The sequence below is a fragment of the Gilliamella sp. CG13 genome, from assembly GCF_046635805.1.
Taxonomy (GTDB): domain Bacteria; phylum Pseudomonadota; class Gammaproteobacteria; order Enterobacterales; family Orbaceae; genus Gilliamella; species Gilliamella apicola_I.
In genome coordinates this window covers 335,558-352,438 of sequence record NZ_JBIDFM010000001.1, presented here as the reverse complement: position 1 = coordinate 352,438, position 16,881 = coordinate 335,558, and the positions used below count along the sequence as shown (strand labels likewise).

At 37.5% G+C, this 16,881-nt stretch carries 15 protein-coding genes and 1 CRISPR repeat array; of the genes, 7 read left to right on the top strand and 8 right to left on the bottom strand.

Features of this window, described 5'->3' with window-relative positions:
- Positions 1–429, top strand: a complete 429-nt coding sequence (locus tag ACGH6R_RS01590) for an EamA family transporter (protein ID WP_267352579.1) — start codon at positions 1–3, stop codon at positions 427–429.
- On the opposite strand, the gene moeA is transcribed toward ACGH6R_RS01590, so the two are convergent.
- The 3 genes from moeA to rsmI form a co-directional block, all read right to left on the bottom strand.
- Entirely contained in the window at positions 421–1,647 is a 1,227-nt protein-coding gene (moeA, locus tag ACGH6R_RS01585) for a molybdopterin molybdotransferase MoeA (RefSeq protein ID WP_411598707.1), read from the bottom strand. The genes ACGH6R_RS01590 and moeA overlap by 9 nt on opposite strands.
- Before the next feature lie 201 nt (positions 1,648–1,848).
- Positions 1,849–2,940: a redox-regulated ATPase YchF gene (gene ychF, locus ACGH6R_RS01580; RefSeq protein WP_267360468.1), complete on the bottom strand. Its 1,092-nt coding sequence runs from the start codon at positions 2,938–2,940 to the stop codon at positions 1,849–1,851.
- Positions 2,941–3,135: 195 nt separating this feature from the next.
- Positions 3,136–3,960 carry a 16S rRNA (cytidine(1402)-2'-O)-methyltransferase gene (rsmI, locus tag ACGH6R_RS01575; protein WP_411598706.1) on the bottom strand — a complete coding sequence of 275 codons (825 nt, stop codon included), beginning with the start codon at positions 3,958–3,960 and terminating at the stop codon, positions 3,136–3,138.
- A gap of 397 nt (positions 3,961–4,357) precedes the next feature.
- On the opposite strand from rsmI, the gene nlpD reads away from it, so the two are divergent.
- The 6 genes from nlpD to ACGH6R_RS01545 all read left to right on the top strand — a co-directional run bounded on the left by nlpD (position 4,358) and on the right by ACGH6R_RS01545 (position 9,810).
- Entirely contained in the window at positions 4,358–5,389 is a 1,032-nt protein-coding gene (gene nlpD / locus ACGH6R_RS01570) for a murein hydrolase activator NlpD (RefSeq protein ID WP_411590246.1), read from the top strand.
- Between the two features lie 117 nt (positions 5,390–5,506).
- Entirely contained in the window at positions 5,507–6,259 is a 753-nt protein-coding gene (gpmA, locus tag ACGH6R_RS01565; RefSeq protein ID WP_065559417.1) for a 2,3-diphosphoglycerate-dependent phosphoglycerate mutase, read from the top strand.
- A 100-nt stretch (positions 6,260–6,359) separates the two neighbouring features.
- A complete protein-coding gene (locus ACGH6R_RS01560) occupies positions 6,360–6,938 on the top strand; it encodes a thymidine kinase (RefSeq protein ID WP_065559418.1) in 579 nt (192 codons plus the stop codon).
- A gap of 178 nt (positions 6,939–7,116) precedes the next feature.
- On the top strand, positions 7,117–8,325 hold the full coding sequence (locus tag ACGH6R_RS01555) for an aldose 1-epimerase family protein (protein WP_411598705.1): 1,209 nt from the start codon (positions 7,117–7,119) through the stop codon (positions 8,323–8,325).
- Between the two features lie 434 nt (positions 8,326–8,759).
- Positions 8,760–9,353 (top strand): UbiX family flavin prenyltransferase, encoded by a 594-nt coding sequence (locus tag ACGH6R_RS01550; protein WP_267380646.1) that lies wholly within the window; start codon positions 8,760–8,762, stop codon positions 9,351–9,353.
- A gap of 82 nt (positions 9,354–9,435) precedes the next feature.
- Positions 9,436–9,810: a hypothetical protein gene (locus ACGH6R_RS01545; RefSeq protein WP_267409136.1), complete on the top strand. Its 375-nt coding sequence runs from the start codon at positions 9,436–9,438 to the stop codon at positions 9,808–9,810.
- A gap of 274 nt (positions 9,811–10,084) precedes the next feature.
- A CRISPR array of direct repeats spans positions 10,085–11,030; the repeat unit is 29 nt; unit sequence GTGTTCCCTGTATACACAGGGATAAACCG.
- Between the two features lie 93 nt (positions 11,031–11,123).
- Here ACGH6R_RS01545 and allD read toward each other — a convergent pair.
- From allD to allC, 5 genes are all read right to left on the bottom strand, one after another.
- Positions 11,124–12,173: an ureidoglycolate dehydrogenase gene (gene allD / locus ACGH6R_RS01540; protein WP_411598704.1), complete on the bottom strand. Its 1,050-nt coding sequence runs from the start codon at positions 12,171–12,173 to the stop codon at positions 11,124–11,126.
- Between the two features lie 23 nt (positions 12,174–12,196).
- A complete protein-coding gene (locus tag ACGH6R_RS01535) occupies positions 12,197–13,114 on the bottom strand; it encodes a carbamate kinase (protein WP_411598703.1) in 918 nt (305 codons plus the stop codon).
- Positions 13,115–13,189: 75 nt separating this feature from the next.
- Complete coding sequence (allE, locus tag ACGH6R_RS01530) at positions 13,190–13,969, bottom strand: (S)-ureidoglycine aminohydrolase (RefSeq protein WP_411598702.1); 780 nt, start codon at positions 13,967–13,969, stop codon at positions 13,190–13,192.
- Between the two features lie 142 nt (positions 13,970–14,111).
- Complete coding sequence (locus ACGH6R_RS01525) at positions 14,112–15,359, bottom strand: MFS transporter (protein WP_411598701.1); 1,248 nt, start codon at positions 15,357–15,359, stop codon at positions 14,112–14,114.
- A gap of 11 nt (positions 15,360–15,370) precedes the next feature.
- Positions 15,371–16,597, bottom strand: a complete 1,227-nt coding sequence (allC, locus tag ACGH6R_RS01520) for an allantoate deiminase (RefSeq protein WP_411598700.1) — start codon at positions 16,595–16,597, stop codon at positions 15,371–15,373.
- Between the last annotated feature and the right edge of the window lie 284 nt (positions 16,598–16,881).

The following is a 16,881-nucleotide window of genomic DNA, read 5'->3' as shown; positions in this document are numbered from 1 at the left end:
ATGAGTGCTTGGCTTATTTATGCCTTGTTGTCTGCCATTTCTGCGGCTTTCGTGGCAATTTTGGGCAAAATTGGTTTACAGCATCTTGATGCAAATACGGCAACCGCAATTCGAGCTATTGTTATGGCGATATTTTTGGTTGGCGTGGTGGCAGTTCAGGGTAAATTAAACTTAATTAATACGTTTTTTAATGATAAAAAAGCATTACTGATTATTGCATTAAGTGGTATTGCCGGTGCGTTGTCATGGCTGTTTTATTTTATGGCAATCAAAGACGGTAAAGTGTCGCAAGTTGCCCCTATTGATAAGCTAAGCGTGGTGTTTGCAGTGGTATTTGCCGCGGTTTTATTTGGTGAAAAAATTTCATTTTTATCAGGCGTAGGGGTTGTGATGATTGCCGCTGGAGCCATTTTAGTGGCACTATTTTAATAAGTCATTAAACAGCGTAACGGTGACATATTCTCCTTTACTGACGTTTCCGCGTTCTTGTTCTAATATTATAAAACAGTTAGCTTTATTGAACGATTGGGTAATATGTGAACCTTGTTGACCCGTTGATTTAACTTCTAACTCGCCTTGGTCATTTGGTTCCACTCTACCACGTTGAAAATCTATGCGCCCAACACTTTTTTTAAGATCGGTTGCTGTTTTAACTTTAAAAGTTAAATCCGCTGATAGCGTTTGTTGTCCTGCAAGCGCTGAAATTAAAGGTTGAACGAGTTGATAAAATGTCACTACTGTTGAAACAGGATTACCGGGTAAACCACAAAATAGCGCTTTGCCAATTTGTCCAAAGGCAAATGGTTTACCGGGTTTCATCGCTATCTTCCAAAAATTAATTTGTCCTAACTCTTCTAAAGCCGTTTTGGTGTAGTCAGCATCGCCTACCGATACCCCACCACTGGTAATGATTAAATCAGCTTGGGTTGAGGCTGTCATTAAAGCTTGTTTAATTTGGTTAGGATCATCAGGAATAATACCTAGGTCGATCACTTGGCAATTCAGTTTTGTTAATAGCTGTTTTAATGTGAAACCATTACTGTCATAAATAGCACCATTGTCGGTTAACGGTTGACCAATTGGCGTTAGTTCGTTGCCGGTTGAAAAGATAGCAACGTTTAATGTTTTATACACGCAAACTTGATGAATGCCAAGCGTTGCTAATGTCGATAAAGTAGGAATTGATAAGAGTTGACCTTTGGCAACTGTGATTGCATCTTTTTTGATATCTTCACCGATTCGGCGAATATTATCCCCAGCTTTAATATCTTTAAGAAAAGTAATGTGTTGACCTTTTACTTGTGTATGTTCTTGCATAACAACCGCATCAGCATCATTAGGAACAGGCGCACCTGTCATAATTCGTAAACAACTGCCAATTGCCCAGTTAAGATCATCGATATCATCACCTGCATAAACAGTCTTAGAAACCGGTAAGGTTCTTGATTTTTCAATATCAGCTAATCTGACAGCATAACCATCCATTGCCGAATTATCAAAACGAGGGACGTTAATGGGGGAAATAATGGGTACAGCAGTAATTCGGTCGAGTGCATCATTTAATGATACTGTTTCGTGTTCAAGTGATTTTACGGTGGTGCAAGCTTGCAATATTTTTTGTTTTGCTTGGTCGAAAGTCAGTAACATAGTTTTTCCTTACCTAGTTGATGCATCCATTTTATCGATAGTGTTAATGTTTATTAACATGGTTATTTGCGTTTCAATGGATCGACTCGATGTGTTTTGATTATTGTTTAATGATTTAGGCTTTGGTTATCGTGTTTTTTATCGTTTAACGTCAACGCCACCTTGTGGTGACGTTAATGTATTTCATCATACGTGTTACTATTAGACATTAAATAAAAAGTTCATAATGTCGCCGTCTTGTACGATGTAGTCTTTACCTTCAGAACGCATTTTACCTGCTTCTTTTGCCCCTTGTTCACCCCCGTATTTGATAAAGTCATCAAATGCGATAGTCTGCGCTCGGATAAAGCCTTTTTCAAAATCAGTGTGGATTTTTCCAGCCGCTTGCGGTGCGGTATCACCAACGGATATTGTCCATGCTCGTACTTCTTTCACGCCTGCGGTAAAATAGGTTTGTAAATTAAGTAATTTATAACCTGCACGTATGACACGATTTAACCCCGGTTCAGTTAATCCTAAGTCTTGCATAAATTCATCTCGGTCGGCATCATCAAGTTCTGAAAGTTCCGCTTCAATGGCAGCACAGACAGGAACAACAACCGCTTTTTCTGCTTCTGCAATGGCTTTAACTTTATCTAAATAAGGGTTATTTTCAAAACCGTCTTCGTTGACATTAGCAATATACATGGTTGGTTTTAAGGTTAAGAAGCTAAGATACTTTATTGCGTTTAGCTCTTCTTTGCTTAAATCCAATAGTAATAATTTTTTACCTTGTTCTAAGTGGGGTAGACATTTTTCTAGAATTTCAAGTTCAAACTTGGCATCCTTGTCACCGCCTTTTGCTCGTTTTTGTATTCGAGTCATAGCACGTTCACAAGCTTCAAGGTCAGCTAACGCTAGCTCGGTGTTAATAATTTCAATATCTTCGGCAGGGTCAATTTTACCTGCTACGTGAATGATGTTTTCATTTTCAAAGCATCGTACGACATGACCAATTGCTTCGGTTTCACGGATATTGGCTAAAAACTGGTTTCCAAGCCCTTCACCTTTTGATGCACCTTTCACTAATCCAGCAATATCCACAAATTCCATTGTGGTTGGTAAAGTGCGTTGTGGTTTGACAATTTCAGCAAGCTGATCGAGACGAGGATCGGGCATTGGCACTACACCAGTGTTTGGCTCGATTGTACAAAACGGAAAGTTAGCCGCCTCAATGCCTGCTTTAGTTAGTGCGTTAAAAAGTGTTGACTTACCAACATTTGGTAGTCCGACGATCCCACATTTGAATCCCATACTGTTTGTTACCTTTTATCATTAAATTACTTAAAAATAGTGGCTAATTATATACTAAATCGCACTATTTGTGCCAATGTTCTTATCGATGTTTTACTGTCTAATCTTATTCGAGGTTAACGCTTATCTTACGGTGTAGCTTGTAAGTTTGTTTTAGCTCAATAGCTATTAAATGTTAGTTGGTTGATGCTTTCATTATTCCAAACTCAATCCAATTTGATAAAGTTGGTTCTTTTTAAGTCCGTATATTTCGGCGGTGATTGCAGCCGCTTTTTTTAATGGAAGCTCTTTGGTTAATAACTTTAATGTGTGAATGACATTGGGATCGATATCCATGTCAGTTTTAGTATGACCTTCAACAATTAAAACAAACTCCCCTTTTTGACGGGCAATATCTTCATTTAGCCAATTAATTAATTGACTCACCGGATAGCTGACAATCGTTTCCCATGTTTTTGTTAGCTCTTTGGCTAATACGATTTGTTTGTCTGTGCCAAATGCAGTTTGCATATCATGCAAGGTATCAAGTAAACGATGTGTTGATTCATAAAATATCATCGTTCGTGTTTCATTCACCAGTGTTATTAAGTAGTCCAGACGAGCTTTACTTTTAGCGGGTAAAAAACCTTCATAGCTGAATTTATCAGACGGTAGTCCTGCAACCGATAAGGCTGCAATCGCTGCGCAAGCACCAGGAATAGGAACAACGTTAATCTCATTTTCACGGCAAGCTTTCACTAAATGATAGCCTGGATCATTTATTAAGGGGGTTCCTGCATCAGAAATTAATGCTATCGATACGCCAGACTTGAGCTTTTCGATTAATAGCTGAGATTTTTCTTGCTCGTTGTGATCGTGCAGTGCAAAAAGTTTGGCTTTGATTCCCAAATGTTGCAACAATAATCCACTGTGGCGAGTGTCTTCGGCAGCAACTAAATCAACCTTTTTAAGGATCTCAATTGCGCGAAGCGTGATATCGTTTAAGTTTCCAATTGGGGTGGCTACAATATATAAAGTCATTAGATTTGGTCACATTTTAATTTTGAAAAAAATACCACAAATATACTATACGAAAACCTATTTTATTGTATATACTCATTGCGTTCAAAACAATTTCAGTTTTTATCATTTTATACCCATTGTAAAATTGCATTTTGAATATTTAATCTTAGTTGATAAGCAAGTTTGCTTGTTGATTCACTAATGGTATAGTGGTGTTAAATTTCTTGTCAGAAAGGGCATTCATTTTTATACAGCTTATTGGATTTATGGCGTGAGTTTGTCTTTAATTAAGTACTCATCATCATTCTTCGACCATGATCAAATTAGCATGAATATTTTAAAGATAATAGCTTTTTACGGTAAAAACGTTAAAATGTATAATCATGGGCAATTTCTACCAAAATAAGATTAACGAATGAAAGGTATTAAAGTGAAAAAAATTCTCACATTAAGTAGTTTAAGTTTGCTGATTGCTGCGTGTACTCAAACAAACCCTGCTACAATTGTAGATATTTCAGATTCTTCCGGGAGTTCAAATCCGTCTGTTTATAGCAGACCACCGACAAATATTTCGACGGGTAACCGAATATCGAACTCTACTTATCCTAAATCGTCATCAAGCTCTAGTTCAACTGTGCAATCTTCCAGCTCGTCTGGTCAAAGCGTTGCAACAACGAATGAACGTATTGTGTATAATCGTAATTATGATGATATTCCTAAAGGTGGCTATAAGGGGGATACATATACTGTCAAACGTGGAGATACCTTATTTTATATTGCTTGGGTAACGGGTAATGATTATCGATCATTAGCCGCAAAAAATAATATTAAAGAACCTTTCGCCGTTAATGTAGGTCAAGTTTTGGATGTCAGTTTTGGAACAACGGTTGTTGAAACTAAAAATAACGTAACCCAAAAAGTTGTGACGATCAAAGATAATTCAAATGGTACTTCATCAAGCCGTTCATCTGATCAAGGCAGCACCATTCAATCTGTTCAAAGTAATACTATTACATCTGTTCCAAGTAGTTCTAATTCATCGGATCAAAGTCGTTCCAATTTAGGAGGCGCAACAGCCACGGTTGCTAATATTTCATGGCAATGGCCAGCTAATGGTAAGATTATTGAAAAGTTTTCTAACGCAAGTAAAGGGATTGATATTTCAGGATCGTTAGGTGATAAAGTTGTCGCTGCGGCTGATGGTCGAGTGGTTTATTCTGGTAATGCGTTACCGGGATACGGTAATTTAATTATTGTTAAACATAATGATGATTATTTGACAGCTTATGCGCATAATCAGTCAATCTTAGTTAAGGAACAACAAACAGTTCGAGCCGGTGAGCAAATTGCAACAATGGGCGCAACAGGAACTTCATCAGTTAGACTACATTTTGAGATTCGTTATAAAGCGCAATCCGTTGATCCTGCAAAATATTTACCAAAATAATGTGTATAGTTTAAAAACGTTTATTGAAATACAACAGGAATACATGATTAAAATCATGTATTCCTGTTGATAACAAGATACATCAAATTTATTTTACGTAACAAAGGAGTTATATTCATGGCAGTAAAAAAATTAGTTCTTATTCGACATGGAGAAAGTGTTTGGAATCAAGAAAACCGTTTTTGTGGTTGGACTGATGTTGATTTATCTGATAAAGGTAATAAAGAAGCAGCAGAAGCAGGTCAATTACTTAAAAAAGAAGGTTTCGAATTTGATTATGCGTATACCTCAGTGTTAAAACGTGCTATTCATACATTATGGCATGTTTTAGATGAAGTGGATCAAGCATGGTTGCCTGTTGAAAAAAGTTGGAAATTAAATGAGCGTCACTATGGTGCACTTCAAGGTTTAAATAAAGCGGAAACTGCTGCAAAATATGGTGATGAGCAAGTAAAATTGTGGCGTCGTGGTTTTGCTATTACCCCACCTGCATTAGAAAAATCAGATGAGCGTTTTCCGGGACATGATTCACGTTACAGCAAATTGCCTGAATCAGAATTACCATTAACTGAAAGCTTAGCATTAACAATTAAACGTGTTCTTCCTTACTGGGAATCAACGATTGCACCACGTGTAGCAAGAGGCGAGCGTGTTATTATTGCTGCTCATGGTAACTCTTTACGTGCTTTAGTTAAACATTTAGATAATATCAGTGATGATGATATTATCGATCTTAACATCCCAACGGGTGTGCCTTTAGTATATGAATTTGATGACAATATGAAAGTGATCAAACATTACTATTTAGGTAATGCTGATGAAATTGCCGCCAAACAAGCAGCTGTTGCAAATCAAGGCAAAGCAAAATAGTTTTTATTTCATTATAATGATAAAAGGTAGGTTTGATAACTTACCTTTTTTATTTTCTAAATTATTCTGTTTCTTTATTAATTTATTTTGAGGCCTTATTTTGTCGAAAATTTATTATATTTATGCCGTCATGAATGCGGGTAAATCAACTGAATTATTACAAATCGACCATAATTATTTAAGTAATAATATGCAAACATTGCTACTTAAATCGTCTGTCGATACGCGTGATTCTGCTGTAGAAATTGTATCACGTTTAGGATTACGCAAAAAAGCGCTACAGCTTGATGATAATAGTGTTGATGAGATAATTGAATTAATTAAACAAAATGATTATGCCTGTATACTGATCGACGAAAGTCAGTTTTTATCCCGAAATACAATCTGGAAATTATCTGATGTTTGTGATGAGTATGGAGTACCAATGATGTTTTTTGGATTAAAAACAGATTATATGGGACATCTTTTTGAAGGCTCAAAAACCTTACTTGAAATCGCAGATAATTTTAGAGAGCTTAAAACCGTTTGTTGGTGTGGAAAAAAAGCAACGATGAATTTGCTAGAAGGTAAAGATGGTAAGATTGTTAAGTTTGGTAACTCTATACATTTAGGTGATAGCGAGTTTCATTCTGTTTGCCGTAAACATTGGAAAGCAGGACAGGTTAGACCCAATCGTTAATTGTGGTTAAATAAAATCATTTCATTATAACTCATAAGATTATTGATATTTTTTCTGTTTAAAAAGTGTGAATAATCTCTCATTTTTGATATTTTCTTTTTGTTGATTTATCTCGTTTTATGCCATATTGACTGAAGCGATTCAGTTTAGTTGTTTTAATAAATTATGAGGAATTAACATGAAAGTTAAAATCATTTCACTTACAGTATTAGCATGTTTTACAACCATGACGGCTAATGCTAAAGAATTTGTGCTAATTGATACCGAGAAAGATGTAGCAAAAGGAAATTGGTCTATCTCCAATAAAGATTTAGGGATAAACGCCGAAAAATTTTTTATTGCAAATACTGTCCTTAAAGGTGGAAAACAAGAAGGAAGCGAGTTATTAACAATCAACAGTAATGATTTTACCATAAAATTAAGTCCGACTCGTGGACTGGGAATTATTTCAGTTGTTGGTGACGGTATTAGAATGGGGTGGGATTCACCAGTTGACGAAATTGTTCACCCGAAATTTATAAATCTTGAAAGCCGTGCAGGGCTGGGTTGGTTGGATGGTTTTAACGAAATGATGGTGCGTTGTGGTTTTGAATGGACAGGTCATGCAGTGCAAGCAGACGGAATGATGTATACATTGCATGGGCGAGCTCAAAACACTCCGGTTTCAAAATTAGTCGTCGAAGTTTTAGATAAAGCACCTTACACAATCACGGTTAAAGGTTTAATAAAAGAAAACACATTCAAAAAGAGCAATCTTGAAACGTGGGCATCAATAAGTTACGTACCAGGTAGTAAAGAGTTTACGGTACATGATGTTGTGACCAATAAAGGTGATTACACGAAAGATTTCCAAATCATTTATCATAGCAATTACGGTACGCCAATTTTGGAAGAGGGTGCTCAATTTGTTGCACCAGTCCGAGAAATCTCGCCTTTTAACGATTATGCTAAAGATGGGTTAAAAACATGGCAAACTTATCTAGGGCCAACCAAAGGTTTTGACGAAATGGTATTTAACGTTTATCCGTATGCCGATGCTAATGGTAAAACGCAAGTTATGTTAACGAATAAAGCAGGGGATAAAGGCACAGGTATTGCTTTTAATACCAAAGAACTTCCTGTTCTTTCTTTGTGGAAAAATACCGATACACTTAAGCAAGGTTATGTTACTGGTTTAGAACCGGGAACCAGTTTTGCCTATCCTGTGACTATTGAACGTGAACAAAAACGGGTACGCCAGTTAGAGCCGGGACAAAGTACCGAATTTACGTTAACTTATAGTCTGTTATCCGGTAAAGATGCTGTCGCCAAATATGCTCAACAAATCCAAGCAATTCAAGGTAATCAAGAAACCAAAGTGGTTGAACAGCCAATGGCTAAGGAATAACTGAAACTATACTACGCCTAAGCCTATTAAATTAGGCGTAGTTAGCGCATTTTATCTTAATTCATCACATTTCATCCTGTAATGTTGTATTTGTGTAGCTGATATCCAAATCCTTAAACTTAATGTAATATCGTTTTATTAAAAAGATTAATTTTATTAAATAAATTTATTCTTTTTTGTTCTCAATTTTTATATAAGCTTTCCCTTACTTGAAAGCTAAATTCGATATAGGTATGATGTGTTGTGATAAATCTATCATAATCGATCTTTTTAACTTGACAGCTTTTTTGTTCAATGAGCTATCAATGATAAGTGATAAGATTTACTCATGCATAACATCTCAGTTTATCGAATGAAAAAATTGGAATCATCTTATTTTGAACATATCAATGTCAACCGATGTTGTTTGTATTCAAAATACTATAGGAATTAACATGACAGCAAAGCGTATCATTATAGGAATCAGTGGTGCAACGGGGTTTGCTTATGGCATAAAAGCGTTAACGCTTTTAAAACCATTGGATATTGAAACTCATTTGGTAATCTCTAAAGCTGCCCACATGACCTGTTCTTACGAAGTTCCCAATATGAGCATCAAACAGATAGAGGCGCTTGCCGACAAGGTTTATTCTATTAATAATATCGGGGCAGCTATAGCAAGTGGTTCTTATAAAACAATGGGCATGTTAGTTGCACCGTGCTCAATGCGTAGTTTGTCTGCAATTGCTAACAGTTTATCGGATAATTTGCTAACTCGGGCTGCCGATGTAGTTTTAAAAGAACGTCGCCGTTTAGTCTTAATGGTACGTGAAGCACCTTTACATTTAGGACATATTAAAAATATGGAGGCTGTCACTTTAATGGGTGGGGTGATATTTCCACCTGTGCCGGCACTGTATCAACGTATTGATAGTATTGATGATATGATAACTCATAGTGTAGCTAGAGCGTTAGACCTGTTTGATATCGATATTTCTGCATTACCTCGTTGGGGTGAAGATATGCATTTAAACAATACACCATCTTAATCGAGTTTAACTTTCATTAAATATGCAGCCCAATAAAAAAATCCTTGAATTTATTAACAAACACCATGTGTTATCACTCAGTATGATTCTGCCTGATCATCAACTTTGGGCGTGTAATGCTTTTTATGTTTTTAATGAAGATTCCATGTGTCTTTATATCCTTTCTGACGTGAAAACAATTCATGGTAATGCGATGTTAACCCATTCACACGTGGCGGGTACAATAAGCATAGCACCAAAGACCGTTGCAAAAATCCAAGGTATTCAATTTCAAGCCATCGCATCGCGATTAGAGGGGCACGATGCCACCCAAGCTTACTCACACTATTATCGAAAATTCCCTTTTGCCAGAATGATTAAAGCGCCAATTTGGTCACTTAAATTACAACGAATTAAAATGACCAATAATTTAATGGGATTTGCACATAAAACCCATTGGGATAGGACAGAGGAATAAATAATGAGTGAGTTTTTTAGTAAAATCTGCTTAGTCCAATAGAGCTAATTAACATAACGATCTGTTATGCAATGATCCAAAATAGCGTTGGTACATAAGCGCATGGCAAGTATAAATATTGCACAAATTTCTTTACTAATATTGCTTAATAAATTGATAATATTATAAATTTTGTCAAACTCCATCAGAATTTCAATCGCTTAAAAAAGCAGCAAAAAAGTTGGTGGAATTTTACACCCTCCTATTTTAATTAATAAACAATAGGTTATAATTAGTGTTCCCTGTATACACAGGGATAAACCGGTGATTTAAGTTTGATTTCATTCATAATGTCTGTGTTCCCTGTATACACAGGGATAAACCGGCATCCTGTTTATTTACGAAATAATCACCACGGTGTTCCCTGTATACACAGGGATAAACCATTGGATTCCTCTCGAGCCTATCCAGTTTTAGCGTGTTCCCTGTATACACAGGGATAAACCGGTGTTGATGTTTCATCAACAGGTTTTAATTTACGTGTTCCATGTATACACAGGGATAAACCGAGCCGCGTACGATTTTGCCGCACCATTCCCCAGTGTTCCCTGTATACACAGGGATAAACCGAGCTCCAATCACAACTTTATAATGAAATGATAGTGTTCCCTGTATACACAGGGATAAACCGCGGGGAGAGTTGCATTATTGGCATGCTATCAAGTGTTCCCTGTATACACAGGGATAAACCGGGGAGCCGAAAGAGTTTTCAGCACGACTTATACGTGTTCCCTGTATACACAGGGATAAACCGAGACCGCTCAAAATTCCGGGATGTTATCCTCGGTGTTCCCTGTATACACAGGGATAAACCGCGCTACAGAAAAATTAGCGGCGGCACAGGAAAGTGTTCCCTGTATACACAGGGATAAACCGGGAGCTTGTAGTGCGCTAATACAGTAGGAATGGTGTTCCCTGTATACACAGGGATAAACCGCCCTCATTAGAGGGCTGGGGGTGGATGCTGTAGTGTTCCCTGAATACACAGGGATAAACCGGAACTGAATTGCGTAGTTGTTCTGTTAACTCAGTGTTCCCTGTATACACAGGGATAAACCGGGTGAAATTAAATAAAAATTACCACCAAAACAGTGTTCCCTGTATACACAGGGATAAACCGAACTCAAAGACAGAATAATCAAATTTCCAAATGTGTTCCCTGTATACACAGGGATACATCATCAACAAAATCAATAAACTCTACAATTAACTATTTTGATGCAACAATAAAAGGTTATTTTTAGCTTGTAATCACTCTTAATGATTAACCCTTTTTATTCTGCAAATTTATTTTTGTGATCGTAACGATCAAAGTGAACATCATCGCTAATCAAATATTGATAAATATCATCCACGATTTCGATCCCATTTTTAATATAATCTGCTTCCCGTTTTTTTCCTCTTTCACCAGGGAAGAATACTTCACTATTGCCTTTTGCAGGTTTTACCTGTTTCAATTGATCTAACATCGCAGACATGCTTTTTTTGAATACTTCAAGCCCAACAAAGTATTCTGGGTTAATGACAATATGTAAATGCCCTAGATCACGTCCTTTGGATAAATCGGCATACATCGAAGACACGTTTTTACCAAATGGTACACCAAGCAAAATTCCGGATAACACATCAACCATCATCATTAATCCATATCCTTTTGCATCTGCAATAGGTAATAATGCATTGACTTTATAAGGATCGGTAGTGGCTTCACCATGCTCATCAACAGCCCAAGTAGGGGGGATTGCTGCACCTTTAGAGCGAGCATACAATACTTTACCCCAAGCTTGTACAGTCGTTGCCATATCAAATGATACGACTCTTTCATCAGCAGAAGGGGCGGCAAAGGCGATAGGATTAGTGCCAAAAAATTCTTCGGCACCGCCAAAAGGTACCGCCATCGGATCAGATTGACACATTGAGATAGCAACAAGATTATGAGCGGCTGCCATTTCGGTAAAATAACATAATGAACCACTGTGTGACATGCGTCGAATACCGACAACGGCAACGCCATTTTTTTTGGCTAGTTCAATCGCTTTATCCATACCAATTTTTGCGCCAACCAAACCACATCCATTATCAAAATCGAGAATCGCACTAGCTGGCCCGGTTTCTTTATAGGTCATATTGGGATTTGTGGTCATGCCGCCTTTGGCTATCCGCTCAGAATAGTATTCAACTCTTACCGCTCCATGTGAGTGTATTCCCCTTGCATCAGCAAAGGCTAGTGCATCGGCAGCAATATCAGCATGTTCTTTGCTTAATCCTGCTTTATGTAGTTTTTTCGCAATTAAATTATGTAATGTTTTTCGGTCTACTCTCATGTTTGTACTCCTCTGAATGGATTCTATTTAACCATGGAATGGTTTTTTATTACGGTACCTTTTTGACCTTTTAATAAGGATTCAATATCTGTTAGGGTACCGATATAAGCTGTATTCCCTGTTTTTTCGACAAATTCAATGACGGATTTGACTTTAGGGCCAATGGCACCATCATCGATAGTAAGCGGTTTTAGGCGTTCAGTATCAACATGACCAAGTGCTTTTTGTTGTGGTGTCCCCCAGTTTTCATAAATGGCATCAGCATCGGTTAATATCATTAGGTGATCAGCTTGTAGCTGTATGGCTAATTGCGCCGCAGACAGATCTTTATCAATGACCGCTTCCACTCCTTGGTAGCCATGGTCAATGCTGATAACAGGAATACCACCACCCCCATTACAGATCACGATAGTATTGTCATTCAGCAATTTTTGAATGGTTGCAATTTCCAAAATTTTTTTTGGTTTAGGGGAGGGGACTACCCGTCGAATGTATTGACCGTCTTGTTTAAATATCCAACCATATTGTTGTTTGAGTTGATTTTGTTGTTCGGGGGGATAGACAGGCCCTATAAATTTTGTCGGGTGAGTAAACGAAGGATCATATTTATCAACCTCCACTTGCGTAAGTAACGTGACCACTTGGGTAACATTAGGTTGTTGCTGTAAACTTTGACCTATCATATACCCTAGCATGCCTTGAGTTTGCGCAACTAATATATCAAGCGGATAAGCCGGTACCTTTGAATAAGCTGCATTTTGCAAGGCTAAAAGTCCCACTTGCGGACCATTACCATGTACAATGACTAATCGATATTTATCTGCTAATTTGGCAATTAATTTGGTTGTAGAATGAATATTTTGATATTGATTCTCAACCGATAAAGGTTCATTTCGTTTGGCAATTGCATTACCACCTAAAGCAATGACAATCAGTTCCATATGGTTTCCTTGATCATTTGTTAAAGTTAACGGATTTATCCGTTTTTAAGTTTACGTTGTCTTATTATTGATTGATTAGATAGCAACGTCTCGATGACAATCTTTAGAATAGATATAACTTAAAGGCACTTTACCAACGGCATAACAGGCTTGTAAGGCATAGGCACCCATAAAAATATAGTCATCTTTTTTAACGGGGATCCATTCATTATCCAGTAGGTACATCCCTTCACCACTTAGCAGATAAGCACCATGTTCTTGGACATGGGTTTCAATGTAACCATGACTGGCGCCGAGATTGAAGGTTAAAATATGGAAATTCATATCAAATCCAAGTTCTTTAGGTAATAAGTCTTGGATAAATACGTTATCCATATTTTCATAATTTAAGCTTTCTAACTGCTGAACGTGATTGGAAATAATGCGAGTTTGATAATCTGCTAAGGGGATATAACGTCTTTTGTAGAGAAATAATCGTGAACTTTCGGCATGATTGTGTAGATATAATTTTACCCCAGCAGGACAATATAAATAGCCACCAGTCTTTAATCTAAACGATTGACTATCTGCGGTGGCGGTAATATCTCCACTAATGACATAAACAAAAAGTTCAATCCCTTCACTGCCAAAACCTTGTACATTTTTTGCATCTTGATGCATGGTGACAAGATAATCTACGAAGGATGCACCTAACTTAGGTGTCGATAAGATAGTGATATCACAATTTTCGAATCCCGGAATGACATTTTTGACTAATCCATCAGGCGGAATAAGCGCATAATTTTGGCGTTTGATGATGGCTCTGGAAGCCAGCAAATCTTTTGGATAACCGGTATTGTGATTGAAGTACCCCATATTTATCTCCTTGAAAAATAATAATCTTATACTTTGCTGTTCGTTTTTTTAGGGTAAAAGGCAACTAGCCTGTAAAACAACATCGTTTTAAAGCAATATAGTAATTGCCGACTACCGCAATGGATCGGCAATGATTGATTTGTTAATTGGTGATATGTTTACGCATGTTGATCAGGAAAAAGAGCAAGGTAGCGATAATTAAAATGCCAATTGCCACGTAAAATCCTGTCATTTTGGTTCCGGTTAGATCAGCTAAATAACCGGTTAATGGCGGTGCAATTACCGATGAGCTCATACCAAAAAAGTTAAATACCCCAAACGAAGTGCCATAATTTGTTTTCGGTGCTGTATCAGCCACGTGTGAGATGAGGATAGGCTCTACCGCCAATTTACCAAACAGTCCATAAAAAATGAGCCCACCTAGCAATAACGTGATGGTTGTTGCTTGTACGGTCGTTAACAGGGTCGCTGCTGCAATTAACTCAAGTACAATAATGAAAAATAGCCGTTTATTTTGGTATTTATCTGATATTTTACTGATGATTAACGCCCCGGGTATGGCTGCAAAGGCAACCAAAGACGATGCAGATCCAATGTTTCCACCCGTAAAGCCACGCTCGGTTTCGAGAAAGTTAGGTAACCAACTAACTATCATGTAATACCCATAGCAGGTTGCAAAATACATAATATAAGAAGCCACCATTTGACTACTAAAAAATCGGTGTTTGGCGTTCGGTTCGTCAGCGGATGTGACCGCTTCTTTTGCTGACGATGATTGACTTTGATTTTGTTTTTGTTTTTGCGTTTCCTTAATAATCAGGGCAAACCCTGCCACTAAACAAAGTAATAAGGCTGCAATGATATATAGCATATATTCCCAAGGCATTCCCCATGATTTGACCAAAAAGCTGGTGGCAAGCAGACTGATCCCCATTCCTAATGCTGAACCAGTATTAATAATAGCAGAAGCAAAACCGCGATGTTGCGAAGGAATGTTTTCAGCAGAAAGCGACCAAGCTGATCCATAATAAGAGCCACATCCTAATCCAGCCAATAAGCTACCGACATAAATCATCATAATTGAATGTGCATTACCAATGATTAATGCCGCTATGGTAAAGAGTAAAAATCCCGGAATCACCACGGCTTTTTTACCGAATCGATCGACAAGAATGCCAGCCGGAATTTGCATTGCGGTGTAAGCAAAAAAATAGCAACTTGCAATAAGTCCAAGTTCCGTATTGGATTGAGGGCCTATAGTTTGTTGAACTTCAGGGAAGATAGCGGTTAACACAGGGCGATAGATCCACATCACTGTCCAACCCAGACATAATAATACGACGATTTTATGCCAATATTGAATACCGCCTGTTTTTTCTGTCGTGGTCATATTGATTCCTCTTACTCTTGATAAGCTAGTTTATATAGGGCATAAGTGAGCGCTTTAATGCCTTCAACTAAATCTTCGGTTTTGGTATCTTCGGCTATATTGTGACTAATGCCTTTTATACTCGGCACAAATAGCATCGCTGTTGGAACACGAGGTGCGAAAATCTGTGAGTCATGACCTGCACCGCTGTGCATTACCCGATAACTTAATCCTTCTTGAACACAGATTTCTTCTAGCAGATGAATTAATTTAGTGTCCATAGGAATGGGATCTTCATCCATCCAGCGATTGATTTCGATCTCAAGATTAAGTTGATGGGCGATGCGAATCATATCCGCTTCAATCTCTTCGGTGAAGGCGACGAGTTCCGCTTTATTGGTATGTCGACAATCCATCGTGAATAGCACTTCACCCGGCACGACGTTTACAACATTCGGTTTAGGTTCAACGTGCCCAAAAGTCAGGACTAAGGGATCACCCACTTTTATGGCTTTATTAATTGATTGATAACAGATTTGACTAAAGGCATAAACTGCGTCTTTACGATAACCCATTGGTGTTGTGCCGGCATGGTTAGCTTCGCCAATTAAGCGGATGTTATAACGGCGCTGACCAACTATGCTTGTCACCACACCGATACTTTTTTGTTCTTTTTCAAGCACGCCACCTTGTTCGATATGAATTTCTAGAAAAGTTTTAATGTCGTTGCGTGCAGGCTGAGTTTTGAAATTAAATCCACATGCTTTCATGGCATCAACAAATTTGATTCCGTCACTATCTTCAATCTCATTAACATCACGATGATCGGCAATGGCAAACACATTTTTACTTCCCCAAAAAACATACGGAAAACGGCTACCTTCTTCTTCTGCCATTGAGATGAGTTCTAGTGTTCGTAACGGTTGACCATAATGTTGATGTAAGTATTGCATGGCAAGTAACGCAGCAATAATACCAAGTTGCCCGTCAAGTTTGCCACCGTTAACAACGGTATCAACATGCGACCCAGACATAATGACTTCATCCGGATATTTGCTACCTTTGAATCGTCCATAAAGATTGCCTATTTCATCAAAGTCGCTTTCCATACCGATTTGCGTCATTCTGTCTTTTAAGGCATTTTGGGCGGCCAGCCATTCTGGTGTATATAGCAGTCGGGTGGTACCGCCTTGTTCAAGCCCCCCAAAACTCGATATCCATTTAACTGCATTAGCCACATCATCATACAAGATATTCATAAGCGTTTACCTATCATTAACCATTCGTTTAGAAAAATTGCTTTAACTCTTTTTAACTACTCGTTTTTAATTAGGTTTTTAGTTCTGGAACAAATTCGATAATTGTTTATTTGCCGTTTAGACTATCTATTAATAGCAGAGAATAATGTGATCAAACTAACTATTTTAGATTTATAAAATTTAATTAAATTAATGGGTTATTATTATAAAAAATTTTTTAATAATAATTTATCTTCATGATTATATTCATATTTATTTAATGATATAGATGATTGTTTTGTGAC

Excerpts from the sequence above, each read along its gene's own strand:
- allE (WP_411598702.1), bottom strand. The coding sequence starts at position 13,969 with ATGGGGTACTTCAATCACAATACCGGTTATCCAAAAGATTTGCTGGCT.
- ACGH6R_RS01590 (WP_267352579.1), top strand. The coding sequence starts at position 1 with ATGAGTGCTTGGCTTATTTATGCCTTGTTGTCTGCCATTTCTGCGGCT.
- ACGH6R_RS01535 (WP_411598703.1), bottom strand. The coding sequence starts at position 13,114 with ATGGAACTGATTGTCATTGCTTTAGGTGGTAATGCAATTGCCAAACGA.
- ACGH6R_RS01555 (WP_411598705.1), top strand. The coding sequence starts at position 7,117 with ATGAAAGTTAAAATCATTTCACTTACAGTATTAGCATGTTTTACAACC.
- nlpD (WP_411590246.1), top strand. The coding sequence starts at position 4,358 with ATGAAAGGTATTAAAGTGAAAAAAATTCTCACATTAAGTAGTTTAAGT.
- gpmA (WP_065559417.1), top strand. The coding sequence starts at position 5,507 with ATGGCAGTAAAAAAATTAGTTCTTATTCGACATGGAGAAAGTGTTTGG.
- moeA (WP_411598707.1), bottom strand. The coding sequence starts at position 1,647 with ATGTTACTGACTTTCGACCAAGCAAAACAAAAAATATTGCAAGCTTGC.
- ACGH6R_RS01525 (WP_411598701.1), bottom strand. The coding sequence starts at position 15,359 with ATGACCACGACAGAAAAAACAGGCGGTATTCAATATTGGCATAAAATC.
- allC (WP_411598700.1), bottom strand. The coding sequence starts at position 16,597 with ATGAATATCTTGTATGATGATGTGGCTAATGCAGTTAAATGGATATCG.
- rsmI (WP_411598706.1), bottom strand. The coding sequence starts at position 3,960 with ATGACTTTATATATTGTAGCCACCCCAATTGGAAACTTAAACGATATC.
- ychF (WP_267360468.1), bottom strand. The coding sequence starts at position 2,940 with ATGGGATTCAAATGTGGGATCGTCGGACTACCAAATGTTGGTAAGTCA.
- ACGH6R_RS01545 (WP_267409136.1), top strand. The coding sequence starts at position 9,436 with ATGATTCTGCCTGATCATCAACTTTGGGCGTGTAATGCTTTTTATGTT.
- allD (WP_411598704.1), bottom strand. The coding sequence starts at position 12,173 with ATGAGAGTAGACCGAAAAACATTACATAATTTAATTGCGAAAAAACTA.
- ACGH6R_RS01550 (WP_267380646.1), top strand. The coding sequence starts at position 8,760 with ATGACAGCAAAGCGTATCATTATAGGAATCAGTGGTGCAACGGGGTTT.